Genomic DNA, 12,074 nt, shown 5'->3' with positions numbered 1-12,074 from the left:
ATCCACGAAAACCCCCGCAGGTGGCCCCTGCCACGTGAGAAACCCTCCGCGGTGCCGCCGTGGTCCGGTGTTCACGGCGGCCCCGCCACGCTGACCCCGCCGAGCACCCAGTACGCCAGGATCCACAGCAGCTGCAATGCCGCGAAGCCGGTCAGCAGGCCCGCCCGCGCCAGTGCGCCGCGCGGCAGCGCCAGCAGGGCGAGCAGCGGGAAGAGCGGGATCAGGAGGCGGAATGTGGAGGTCTGCGGGGTGAAGAACAACAGCAGATAGAGCGCATAGGCGCCGCACCAGTACTGCAGATCGGCACCGAGCCGGCGCCCCGGCACCGCGAGCACCCAGCCGAGACCTGCCAGCAGCGCGACGAGCACCACCCAGCCGGCCGGTCCCATCAGGTTCTCGGCCTGGGCGAACCACTGCGTCACGATGAGCGTCTGCCCGCTGTGCCAGGCCGCCTCGGTGTCCGTGTAGGCGGTGGGGCTGCCGGTCTCCACGTAGGCCAGGAAAGGGTGCAGCAGCGCGAAGGCGCAGGACAGTACGCCCAGCGCCCAGGAGGAGACGACTTCCCGGGCGGGATAGGGTTCCTCGTCGCGGAGCCGGAACCGGCGGATGAGGTGGGCCAGCATGAAGAAGCTGAAGGCGACGCCGATGGGCCGGGAAAGGCACATGAGTCCCACCACCGGAATGGCCCACATGTAGAGGCGCTCGCGCACGAGGTAGAGCGCGAACGCCAGGCACAGCAGCCCGAGGCTCTCCGCGTACCCGGTCATGAGCACAGCCGAGGCGGGGTAGAGCAGCACGAGCGCCAGCCCGGTCAGGGCGGAGGCCGGCGGCAGGAATCCCCGGAACAGCACCAGGACGACGATGCTCGCCGCGGCGGCGGCCAGCACGGAGACGACGATTGCCGCGGCGCCGAAGCCCATCCCGGTCAGCGCGGACAGATCCCCGGCCGCCAGCGGGTAGAGCGGATAGAAGGCCCAGGCGTTCTGCAGCACCTGCCCGTCGGCGCCGGTGGGCAGGACCGCGGGATAGCCGTCCGTGGCGATGCGCTCATACCAGCCGGCGTCCCAGAAGTTGAGGAACTCGATGAGGGTGGGCCGCTCGTCCCCGGTCCATGGGTTGCGGCCCTGCGTGCGCAGGGCGACGGAGAAGAACCCGAGGGTCACCAGTCCGGTCAGCGCGTAGACCAGCAGCGCCTGTTGCCAGACCGGCCTGCGCAGCAGTGTCTCCACCGGCCGCAGCGGGGCGGCGGCGGTCAGGCTCCTGCCCTGTCCGCGGTCAGCCGCGCCGGTCATCGGCGGCTGGCTGCGGTTCCATATCGTTCGCGTCGTCCGCGTCGCCCTCGGCCACGGGTCCTGCGCTCTCGGCGGCGGGCTGCTGTTCCAGTTCCTCGATCCGCTGGCGCAGGGCCGCCAGCGCGGCGTCGACCTGCGTCATGTTGTATCCGCGCAGTTCGCGGGTGAAGGTGAGCGCGCCGATGTCGTCGGCCCGGAAGTCCTCCGGGAGCCGGGCTCCGGGAGTCGCCTCGCCGGTGCGCTCGGGCTCGGGCATGCCGCCCGGGATCAGGTTGTAGGCGCCGGCCACGGCGATGACCATGGCGAAGACCGCGGCGCAGACGCCGATGATGATCCACAGCTCCATAGTGGCAGGCTACCGCACCGGGCTGAGGCGGGGCGATCGACGGCGTTCCCGGCCGGCCAGGCCGGTCAGGCGAGCCCGCGCACTGAGCGGCGCGGGGGTATCCGTCCCTCGATCATGGCCAGCATGTCGAGGGCCTGCCGGGTGGCCGCGACGTCGTGGGCGCGGAACACCATGGCACCGTGCGCCGCGGCGTGGACGCTCGCGGCGAGAGTCCCGGCCAACCGGGCCGCCGGGTCCGGCAGATCCAGGGCCTCGCCGATGAAGTCCTTGCGGGAGAGCGCCATCAGCAGCGGGTGCCCGAGGGCGGCGAGCCGCCGGGTGTGCCGCAGCAGGAGCAGCCCGTGCCGGGTGTTCTTGCCGAAGTCGTGCGTCGGGTCCACCAGGACGCTCTCGGCCGGGATGCCGGCGTCGACGGCGCGGGCAGCGGCGGCGGCGAGGGACTCCGCCACCTGGTCGACCACCGCCGTGCTGACCGCGCCGTAGGAGACCCGGTGCGGGTCGGTGCGCGGGCGCTGGCCACCGGTGTGGGAGCACACCAGGCCCAGGCCCAGCTCCGCGGCCGCGGGCAGGAGTTCCGGATCGGCGCCTGCCCAGGTGTCGTTGATCAGATCGGCGCCCTCCCCCGCCAGCGCCTGGGCGACCTCGGCGCGCCAGGTGTCGACGCTCAGGACGACGCGAGCGTCCTGGTCCCGGGCCCAGCGCAGGAACGGCGCGACCCTGCCGATCTCCTCGGACGCGCTCACCTCCGGTCCGTGTCCGGCGCGGATACCGCCGATGTCGACGATCTCCGCCCCGCCGGTCACCGCGGCCTCGAACTGGCGGCGGGCGGCATCGTCGTCCAGGCCCCGGGCGGGAGCGAAGAACGAGTCCGGCGTGCGGTTGATCACGGCCATCACGACCGTGCTGCCGGGCGTCCACTCGCGGCCGCCCAGGACCAGCCGCCCGGTCACCCGCGTGCGCGCCCGTCCGGGGTGCCTTCCCGGCGCGCCACCGCCTGCCGGGCGGCGTCCTCCGCATCCAAGCCCGCCTGACCCGCGACGATGAGCCGGACGGCCTCCTCGGGGTCGTCGGTGAGCTGCAGGAGCTCGGCGTCGGGCGCGGAGATGGTGCCCAGCCCGAGGAGCTGCTCCTGGATCCAGTCCATCAGCCCGCCCCAGAAAGCGGAGCCCAGCAGCACGATGGGAAAACCCGTGACCTTGCCGGTCTGGACCAGGGTGAGCGCCTCGAACAGCTCGTCCAGGGTGCCGAAGCCGCCGGGCAGCACCACGAAACCGCGGGCGTATTTGACGAACATCGTCTTGCGGACGAAGAAGTAGCGGAAGTTGATGCCGAGGTCCACGTACTCGTTGAGCCCCTGCTCGAACGGCAGCTCGATCCCCAGGCCCACCGAGGTGCCGCCGGCCTCGACCGCGCCCCTGTTCCCGGCCTCCATGATTCCCGGGCCGCCGCCGGTGATCACGGCGAACCCCTCGCGCACCAGTCCGGCCGCGACCCGCCGGGCCGCCTCGTACTCGGGCGATCGGGGCTTCAGCCGGGCCGAGCCGAAGACCGAGATCGCCGGACCGAGCTCCGCCAGCGAGCCGAAGCCCTCGACAAACTCGGCCTGGATGCGCAGGACGCGCCAGGGGTCGGAGTGCGCCCAGTCCGCGCCGCCCGCCGAATCGAGCAGGCGCGCGTCCGAGGTGGAGGCGGGCACCTGCCCCCGTTTGAGCTCGATCGGCCCCTTGCGGTAGACGTGTTCGTCCGTCATGCGTCCTCCAGCCAGCTGCAGAGTGCTTCCACCGCCCGGTGGATCTCCCCGGGTCTGACGTGCTCGTCCTCCTTGTGGGCGAACAACGGGTCACCCGGCCCGAAGTTGACCGCCGGGATGCCCAGGGCGGAGAACCGGGCGACATCGGTCCAGCCGACCTTGGCCGCCGGCGTGCCGCCGATGGCGCGGACGAAATCGGCCGCCGCGGGCACGTCGAGACCCGGCCGGGCGCCCTCGGCGGCATCGGTCACCGTCACCTCCCAGCCGGCGAAGAACTCGCGGAGGAACGTCTCTGCGCGGCTGGCGTCCCAGTGCGGGGCGAAACGGTAGTTGACGGTCACGACGCACTCATCCGGGATGACGTTCCCGGCCACGCCGCCGCGGATCCCCACCGCCGAGAGCGACTCCTGGAACACGAGGCCGTCGACCTCCACCGCCGGCGCTTCGAACTCCGCCAGGCGCTGCAGCACCGGGGCCGCGGCGTGGATCGCGTTCACGCCCTTCCAGGCGCGGGCGGAGTGCGCCCGCACTCCCGTGGTGCGCACCTCCACGCGCATGGTGCCGTTGCAGCCGCCTTCGATCCCGGCGCTGGTCGGCTCACCCAGCACCGCGAAATCGCCCTGCAGCAGATCGGGCTGCCGTTCAGCCAGGCGCCGCAGCCCGTTGAGCTCGGCGGCGACCTCCTCGTGGTCGTAGAAGACGAGGGTGACATCGCGGGAGGGCTCGGGCACGCGGTGCAGCACGCTCAGCTGCATGGCCACGCCGGCTTTCATATCGCAGGCGCCGCGGGCCACCAGGATCTGCTCGCCGGCGGCGTCGGACTCCCAGCGGGCCGGCACGTTCCCCTGGATCGGCACGGTGTCCAGGTGCCCGGCGATGACGACGCGTTCGGCGCGGCCCAGCTGAGTCCGGGCGACGACCGCGTCGCCGTCGCGGTGGATCTGCAGGCCGGGACCCCGGGCGGACAGATGCTCCAGCGTCTCGAAGACGGCATCGGCGAGGGCGCCCTCCTGCCCCGATTCGGAGGGGATGTCGCACAGCGCGCGGGTGAGTGCCACGGGATCGCCGAGGTGCGGGATGAGGGGGTGAGAAGCGTCACCTGTGCCGTCTGTGTCGTCTATGCCGTTGATGGGCGTGATCACCATGGTCCCTAGCCTATGCCAGGCTCCATTAGGCTTGAGGGCATGACTGAGAACCGCTATCTGACTGCCCTTGGCATCGCCACGGAGGGCCGGTCCGGCGTGCTGAGCGTCTGGTACCCCTCCCCGGCACTGGTCGGCTCCCCCGACGCCGGCCAGACCCTGGACTCCCCCGCCGCCGGCGAGCTGCGACCGCTGGAGGGCGAGGACTCCGCCCGGGGGACCTCCGCCCGCCTGGTGGCCACCACCGTGGCGATCGACGAGGCGCCGGAGGGCGCCGCCGATGCGTACCTGCGCCTGCACGCGCTCTCCCACCGGCTGGTGCGGCCCAATGAGATCGACCTGACCGGCCTGTTCGGTCAGCTGAACAACGTGGTGTGGACCTCGGCCGGTGCCGTGGACCCGCAAGGTTTCGAGACCGCCCGGGCACGCCTGATCGCCCGTGACGGCACGCTCGCCGTGTACGGCGTGGACAAGTTCCCCCGGATGACGGACTTCGTGGTGCCCTCCGGCGTGCGCATCGGCGACGCCGACCGGGTGCGGCTGGGCGCCCATCTGGCCGAGGGCACGGTCGTCATGCACGAGGGCTTCGTGAACTTCAACGCCGGCACGCTGGGGCCGGCGATGGTGGAGGGCCGGATCTCCCAGGGCGTCGTCGTGGGAGCCAACTCGGACGTCGGCGGCGGCGCCTCGATCATGGGCACGCTCTCCGGCGGCGGCACCGAGAAGATCGCCATCGGCGAGAGGTCGCTGCTGGGGGCCAACGCCGGCGTCGGGATCAGCATCGGCGATGACTGCATCGTCGAGGCGGGCCTCTACGTCACCGCCGGCGCCAAGGTCCGCGTGCTGGACGGTGAGCAGGAGCGGACGGTCAAGGCGATCGAGCTCTCGCGTGTGCCGAACCTGCTCTTCCGGCGGAATTCCGCCACCGGCGCCATCGAGGCGCTCAGCCGGACCGGCGCGGCGGTGGAGCTCAACCCCGACCTGCACTGACCACGGTCTATCTACATGCGGTGCAGACCGTGGCTTCACGCGGCATCACGCATCTCTCACCGTTGACAAGCGGCCCGCCCGGGGACATGCCCGGGCGGGCCGCTTCGCTTCCGGCGCCTACGACGAGTATCGGACCTACGAGGGAAGCACCGCATCGGCGGACCGTTGTAGCAGCGAGAACCCACGACTGCGTGAGAAACCCGCTGAAGATCAGCGGTGGGAACTCGAAACAGCCGTGGGTTATCGCGGCAGCCGGCTGCGCGCCGGCGAGGTGCGCAGGGCCGTCAGCGCTGCTCGACGGTCACGTAGTCGCGCTCGCCGGAACCGGTGTAGATCTGGCGCGGGCGGCCGATCTTGGTCTCCGGATCGTTGATCATCTCGCGCCACTGAGCGATCCAGCCGGGAAGGCGTCCGATCGCGAACAGCACGGTGAACATCTTGGTCGGGAAGCCCAGGGCCTTATAGATCAGGCCGGTGTAGAAGTCCACGTTCGGGTAGAGCTTGCGCTCGACGAAGTAGTCGTCGCCGAGGGCGATCTCCTCCAGCTCCAGGGCCAGATCCAGCAGCTCGTCGTGGATCTCCATCTTCTCGAACAGCTCGTGCGCGGTCTTCTTGATGATGGTGGCGCGCGGATCGTAGTTCTTGTAGACCCGGTGGCCGAAGCCCATCAGGCGGACGCCGCTCTCCTTGTTCTTGACCTTCTCCATGAAGCGGGCGACATCGCCGCCCTCGGCCTTGATGCCCTCCAGCATCTCCAGCACCGCGGAGTTGGCGCCGCCGTGCAGCGGGCCGGCCAGGGCGCTGATGCCGGCGGAGATGGACGCGAAGAGGTTGGTGTGCGCCGAGCCGACCAGCCGGACCGTGGAGGTCGAGCAGTTCTGCTCGTGATCGGCGTGCAGGATGAGGAGCTGGTCGAGCGCCTTCGCCGCGATCGGGTTGAGCTCATAGGGCTCGGAGGGGAAGCCGAAGCTCATCCGCAGGAAGTTCTCCACCAGGGTGAGCGAGTTGTCCGGGAACACCGTCGGCAGGCCCTGGGACTTCCGGAAGGCATAAGCGGCGATGGTCGGCAGCTTCGCGATCAGCCGGACGGTGGCCTGATCCACCACGTCTTCATGGAACGGCTCTTTGGTGTCCTGGTAGAAGGTGGACAGCGCCGCCACGGCGGAGGAGAGCACCGGCATCGGGTGCGCGTCGGAGGGGAAGGCGTTGAAGAAGTGCCGCAGGTCCTCGTGCAGGAGGGTATGCCGGGAGACCCGGCCCTCGAAGGTCGCCAGCTGCTCGGCCGTGGGGAGTTCGCCGTGCAGCAGCAGATAGGCGACCTCCACATAGGAGGACTTCTCCGCCAGCTGCTCGATCGGGTAGCCGCGGTAGCGCAGGATGCCCGCATCGCCGTCGATGTAGGTGATGGCGGACCTGGTGGAAGCGGTGTTGACGAAGCCGGGGTCGTAGGTGACCGTGCCGGTCTCCTTGAGCAGTTTGGAGATGTTCAGCCCGCGATTGCCCTCCACGGGATCCACGAACGGCAACTCCAGGTCACGATCGGCCACCTGAAGTCGAGCCTTGCTGGTCTCCGTCATATGTACTCCTTGTCGGTTGGCAGGCCGGTCTCATCGCGGGTGCCGGTACGGCTTCCGTAGCCATGGCGGGCGATGCGGCCGGCCGATACGCCCTCACGATATCGGACACTCACAAAGATCATGAGGAAAGCCTGACAGCAATCACAAAGGAACGTTACCGCCGCTTCCCGCGAATCGGGAAATCAGTCTGTCGTCGGACTGCGGATTCAGGCGTGGCCTCTCCCACGGCCCGCGCGAGGGACCAGACCGGCACCAGAGGAGTACTGGTACCGGGGCGACCGCAGAGGGGACCGGCGGTGGCGGACCGATGCGCGCCGCGCGCAGGACGGACCCCCGGGGTACGGCACTGACGCTGCGCCGGCGGACTGCTCAGCGCAGCGGCGCGGCGTCCAGGCGAGCGGCAGCCGTGGCGATCTGGGTGTCCGAGGCGGTCAGCGCGAGCCGTACATGCTGTTCTCCGCCGGTGCCGTAGAAGGCGCCCGGGCCGGCCAGGATGCCTCGTTCAGCCAGGCGGTCCAGCGTCGTCCAGGCGTCCTCCCCCAGGGTGCACCACAGGTAGAGACCGGCCACCGAGTGATCGATCCGCAGACCGGCGCGTTCGACGGCGGGCCTGAGCACCGCACGACGGGCACGGTAGCGCTCTTTCTGCGCCGTCACATGAGCCTCGTCCTGGAGCGCCTGGGTCATCGCCTCCTGCACGGGCCGGGGCACGATCATGCCGGCGTGCTTGCGGCTGTTGGTCAGATCGGCCACCAGTTCCGGGTCTCCGGCGACGAACGCGGCGCGGTATCCGGCCAGATTGGACTGCTTGGACAGGGAGTACACCGACAGCAGCCCGGTGTAGTCCCCGCCGGTGACGCGGTCGTCCAGGATCGAGGGCACCTCTGGCGTCACGCCCTCGGCGTCCGGCCAGGCCAGCTCGGCATAGCACTCGTCGGAGGCGATCACGGTGCCGGCGGCGCGGGCGCGCCCGATGAGTTCCCGGAGTTCGCCGGCGCTCAGGACCGAGCCGTCCGGATTGCCCGGGGAGTTGATCCACAGCAGCGCCACGTCGTCCAGGGGCGCTCCGGCCAGCACATCCGCGACATCCAGGGCCCGGCCGTGCAGGCCGGCCAAGCGGGCGCCGATGGCGTAGGTCGGGTAGGCCACGCGGGGGAAGGCCACGTCCCGGTCGCGGAGGCCCAGCAGCAGGGGCAGCCAGGCGACGAGTTCCTTCGATCCCAGCGTCGGCATCGCGCCGCGCTCGGGATCGATGTGCTCGGCGCCGCGGCGCCGGGCATACCAGCCGGCGATGGCACGGCGCAGCGCCGGGGTGCCGGCGGTGGTGGGGTAGCCCGGGGCGTCCGCGGCCTGCGCCAGCGCCGCCTGGATGACCTCCGGGGTGGGGTCTACGGGAGTGCCGATCGACAGGTCCACCGGGCCACCCTCGACGGCTGAGGCCTTCTGCCGGTAGAGAGCCAGCTGTTCCCAGGGGTACTCGGGCAGTCCGAGTCCGGGCGGGAAGCCGGCGGAGGCCCGGGCGTTCATGCGTCCTGGTTCTGCGGCGGGAGGGCCTGGATGATGGGGTGGTCCTTACCGGTGTTGCCGAGCTTGGCGGCGCCGCCGGGCGATCCCAGATCGTCGAAGAACTCGACGTTCGCGTTGTAGTACTGCTGCCACTCGTCGGGAACGTCGTCCTCGTAGTAGATCGCCTCGACCGGGCAGACCGGCTCGCAGGCGCCGCAGTCCACGCACTCGTCCGGGTGGATGTACAGCGAGCGTTCCCCCTCGTAGATGCAGTCCACGGGGCATTCGTCGATGCACGCCTTGTCCTTCACATCCACACACGGCTGCGCGATGACGTACGTCATGGGGGTTAAGCCACTCCTCTAGAATTGCCTGCGGGTTCGCTCCTGACCCAAGCTTACTCTTCACGAGCACCTCGGCGAACAAAGGCGGGTATCCAGGTCGTGCAGTTCTCAGTCGGCATTCGAGTCGTCATCAGGTACCAGCGTGAGGACGGCCCCGCCGATGCACTGGGCGAGGTCACTGCCGTCGATGATGCCGGCGTCACCGTGGCTACCCGGCGCGGCCCGGTCGCGGTTCCACACGAGGCGATCCTGCTGGCCCACGAGGTACCGCCCGCCCCGCAGCGCCGCGGCAGTGCCCACAAGACGATCGGCGTGCGGGACCTCCAGCGCATCCTGGCCTCCACCTGGGTCCCGCGCGAAAGCGTCTGGCTGCACCGGGACAATGCCGCGGCGGAAGCCTCCGGCGAGGATCGGGAGGTCTTGCGCGGCTGGCTGCTCCGCGCCCACGGCGGAGTCACCAAGCGTGCGAACTCGGCGCTGCTGCTGGACGATCCCGGGCTCGACCTCGACGCCGCGATCAATGCGATGACGGCATGGTACGAGGCACGCGAGCTGCCCCCGGCGGCGACGGTGCTCCTGCCGGAGGATTCGCCAGGATCCCCCGCGCCCGTCCCCGATGCCAGGGCCGGTGGCGCGTCCGTCCACGGTGGTGGGGCCGGTGGCGAGGCTAGCGGTGGGGCCGCACCCGGAGCTCAGGTCCGGAGCGGGGCCGGCAGTGATCCCGCTCCTGGCAGCGATAGCCAGACCGCTTCCGCTGACACCGCCGCCTGGATGTCACAGGTGGATGCCCGGCTGGAGGCAGACGGCTTCAACATCGTCGCGCCGGTCGTGGTGGCCACCGCCGCGACGGCGGAGATCTCCGGAGGGGCCACATCGGCGTCAGCGCTGGCCGAGCCGCGTCTGCGGTTCGCCGTCAGCGAGGAGCTGCCCCCGGCATTCCTGGATGCGACCGCGGGTGCAGAGGCGCCGGAGGAGGAACGCCAGGCGCGTGCCGCCCTGTACACCTCCGCGCCGGCGCAGTACTTCCTGGCGGCGCTGGGGGTGCATCCGGACGGGCGCACCTCCATCGTCGGAGTGGCCAGACTGGCGGTGTCCCATCGGTGGGCCGTGCTCAGTTCAGTCAAAGTGCGCCCTGATATGCGTCGCCGGGGCGCCGGGCGGGCGCTCACCCGGGCAGCCGCCGCTCATGCCCTGGGCCTGGGCATCCGCTCGATGGCGCTGCAGGTGGAGGCCGGCAACCAGCCGGCCGCCAGGCTCTACGCCTCGCTCGGCTTCGCCAAGCATCACCGATACCACTACCGCATTCGCTAGCGAACTCCTGTTTCCGGGCCTGTGCACTAATTCCGCGTGATCTCACGTGGAATTAGCGCACAAGCCCGGAAGCAAAGGCCCGGGCTCAGAAGCCGGGCTCAGTCCTCGCAGATGACGCGGTTGACCGGCCGGTACACGGTGGTGAACTGGTCCTCGGACACCACCTCGTCGCTGCCGGCCTCCTTGATAGTGCGGTAGATCGTCACGGACCAGCCCGATTGCGGCGCCTGCGGCCGGCACTCCGGATCGTCCTCGTGCACCGTGCTGGCCGAGGTGTACGCGAAGCGCTCGGACTTGCCCGCCTCCACGTCGACGGTCTTCACGCCGAACATCTTGGCGTGCACCTGACCGCCGCCGAGCCACATGTGCATCACCACGGGATGATCGGAGGTGTTGGTGAACTTCAGATCGATGGAGTGCCAGTCCAGCGTGGTCTCCCGGCCCTCCGGGTAGCGGGAGATCCAGCGGGAGTGCGCCTGATGCTCGTCCAGCTGGAACCCGGCGAAGAACGCGGCGTTGAACAGCGTGGTGGACACCTGGGAGACGCCGCCGCCGTAGTCCTCGCGCATCTGCCCGCCGGAGATCACTCCGGCCGGGCGGTAACCGTTGGCGGCGGTGCGCTGTCCCAGTGTCGCGTTCAGGCTGAACTGCTCCCCGGGCATCAGCACGGTGCCGGAGACGCTCTCGCTGGCGACGCGGAGGTTGTTGTCCCGGTTGGGCTCGGAGCTGTACGGGGTGGAGAACTCGGAGACCGTGTCGCTCAGGTCCAGGTTCTCCGCGTCCTGAGTGGTGAACTCCGGCTCGAGCACTTTCAGCTCGACGCTGCCGGTGCGTTCGTCCGCGAGCATGGCGCGGGAGACCTCCTGCGCGAGGTCCTCGGCCTCCACCGAGTCACCGTCCTCAGAGGGCACCACCACCGGGGAGCCGTCCTCGATGCGGAAACCCGCGTCGCGGGCCGGTTCGCCTATATTGGGGTTGTCTTCCAACGCGCGCTCGCGCAGCGCCTCCGCGTCGAACACCGGCACCAGTTCGCCCTCGCGCGCCTCGAACCCGAGGGTCGCGGCGATCACCTCGGGGCTGACGGTGAGTTCCTGGCCCTCCGCATCGATCACGACCTCTGCGCTCACGGCCGGCTCGGCGATCCCTTCCAGGGCACGGGCCGCAGCGTCGTCGTCGGCGGCCGGGGCCTCGTCGACGACGGGCAGTTCAAAGGAGCCGTCCGCAGTGAGCCAGCCGGTCCGCAGCGCCTCGGCAGCGGTCTCGTGGTCCACGTGGTAGCCCGTCTCGGCGGGCGTGACCTCCGGCTGGCCGTCCTCGGAGAAGACGATGCCGGCGTCCACCGGATCGGCGGAGAGCCCCTCGGTGCGCTCGCTCAGCTGCGCCGGGTAGTCCTCCTCGGCGTGCACGATCGGCTCGACCTCGCGCTCGCCGCTCAGCCGATCCCATAGCACCCGCGGGTCCCAGCTCATGCCCGCCGCCTGGCGGGCGGTGGCGGGCGCGTCGAAGCTCAGGCCGAGTTCAGCGGGGGTGACCTCCGCCTGAGTGTCCCGGGCGGTGAGCTCCAGCGTGCTCTCCTCGCGCGGGGCGAGCTCTTCCTGGAACAGTGCGAGCGCCTGCTCCTCGTTCATGCCGCCGATGTCCAGGCCCGCGACGGTGGTACCGGTGCCGGCCTGGCTGCCGGTGAAGAGCACGGCGCCGATGTACGCGGCGATTGCGGCGCCGACGACGCCCAGAACCGACCACAACCAGACCCGTCCCTTCTTCGAGGAGGGCGTGGAGGAGTCTGCTTTCGTGGCCACTGTGCGCGTCAGGTCTT

At 70.4% G+C, this 12,074-nt stretch carries 11 protein-coding genes; 2 read left to right on the top strand and 9 right to left on the bottom strand.

All coding sequences use genetic code 11. From position 1 onward, the window contains the following. Positions 1-71: 71 nt before the first annotated feature. The 5 genes from IEW13_RS03690 to dapE all read right to left on the bottom strand — a co-directional run bounded on the left by IEW13_RS03690 (position 72) and on the right by dapE (position 4,533). Positions 72-1,292 (bottom strand): putative hexosyltransferase, encoded by a 1,221-nt coding sequence (locus tag IEW13_RS03690; RefSeq protein WP_188549593.1) that lies wholly within the window; start codon positions 1,290-1,292, stop codon positions 72-74. Further along, complete coding sequence (locus tag IEW13_RS03685; protein ID WP_188549592.1) at positions 1,276-1,638, bottom strand: DivIVA domain-containing protein; 363 nt, start codon at positions 1,636-1,638, stop codon at positions 1,276-1,278. The genes IEW13_RS03690 and IEW13_RS03685 overlap by 17 nt, the downstream gene beginning before the upstream one ends. 65 nt (positions 1,639-1,703) lie before the next feature. Further along, positions 1,704-2,588, bottom strand: a complete 885-nt coding sequence (folP, locus tag IEW13_RS03680) for a dihydropteroate synthase (RefSeq protein ID WP_229744915.1) — start codon at positions 2,586-2,588, stop codon at positions 1,704-1,706. After that, positions 2,585-3,388, bottom strand: a complete 804-nt coding sequence (locus IEW13_RS03675) for an LOG family protein (RefSeq protein ID WP_188549591.1) — start codon at positions 3,386-3,388, stop codon at positions 2,585-2,587. Before IEW13_RS03675 ends, folP begins: the two co-directional genes overlap by 4 nt. Continuing rightward, positions 3,385-4,533: a succinyl-diaminopimelate desuccinylase gene (gene dapE, locus IEW13_RS03670; protein WP_188549590.1), complete on the bottom strand. Its 1,149-nt coding sequence runs from the start codon at positions 4,531-4,533 to the stop codon at positions 3,385-3,387. Before dapE ends, IEW13_RS03675 begins: the two co-directional genes overlap by 4 nt. A 39-nt stretch (positions 4,534-4,572) precedes the next feature. Between dapE and dapD the strand changes: the two genes are divergently transcribed. Beyond that, positions 4,573-5,520, top strand: coding sequence for a 2,3,4,5-tetrahydropyridine-2,6-dicarboxylate N-succinyltransferase (dapD, locus tag IEW13_RS03665; RefSeq protein ID WP_188549589.1), 948 nt, complete (start codon positions 4,573-4,575; stop codon positions 5,518-5,520). Between the two features lie 284 nt (positions 5,521-5,804). Here dapD and IEW13_RS03660 read toward each other — a convergent pair whose 3' ends face one another. The 3 genes from IEW13_RS03660 to fdxA form a co-directional block, all read right to left on the bottom strand. Beyond that, complete coding sequence (locus IEW13_RS03660; protein ID WP_188549588.1) at positions 5,805-7,097, bottom strand: citrate synthase; 1,293 nt, start codon at positions 7,095-7,097, stop codon at positions 5,805-5,807. A gap of 369 nt (positions 7,098-7,466) precedes the next feature. Next, on the bottom strand, positions 7,467-8,624 hold the full coding sequence (dapC, locus tag IEW13_RS03655; RefSeq protein WP_188549587.1) for a succinyldiaminopimelate transaminase: 1,158 nt from the start codon (positions 8,622-8,624) through the stop codon (positions 7,467-7,469). Next, a complete protein-coding gene (gene fdxA, locus IEW13_RS03650) occupies positions 8,621-8,947 on the bottom strand; it encodes a ferredoxin (protein ID WP_188549586.1) in 327 nt (108 codons plus the stop codon). Before fdxA ends, dapC begins: the two co-directional genes overlap by 4 nt. A gap of 99 nt (positions 8,948-9,046) precedes the next feature. On the opposite strand from fdxA, the gene IEW13_RS03645 reads away from it, so the two are divergent. Next, positions 9,047-10,258, top strand: a complete 1,212-nt coding sequence (locus tag IEW13_RS03645) for a GNAT family N-acetyltransferase (RefSeq protein WP_188549585.1) — start codon at positions 9,047-9,049, stop codon at positions 10,256-10,258. 98 nt (positions 10,259-10,356) lie between these two features. Here the strand turns inward: IEW13_RS03645 and IEW13_RS03640 are convergent, their stop codons facing one another. Continuing rightward, complete coding sequence (locus IEW13_RS03640) at positions 10,357-12,057, bottom strand: VanW family protein (protein ID WP_188549584.1); 1,701 nt, start codon at positions 12,055-12,057, stop codon at positions 10,357-10,359. Positions 12,058-12,074 lie beyond the last annotated feature (17 nt).

It is taken from the genome of Sediminivirga luteola, from assembly GCF_014639315.1.
GTDB classification, from domain to species: domain Bacteria; phylum Actinomycetota; class Actinomycetes; order Actinomycetales; family Brevibacteriaceae; genus Sediminivirga; species Sediminivirga luteola.
This window is presented reverse-complemented; position numbering and strand designations above follow the sequence as displayed.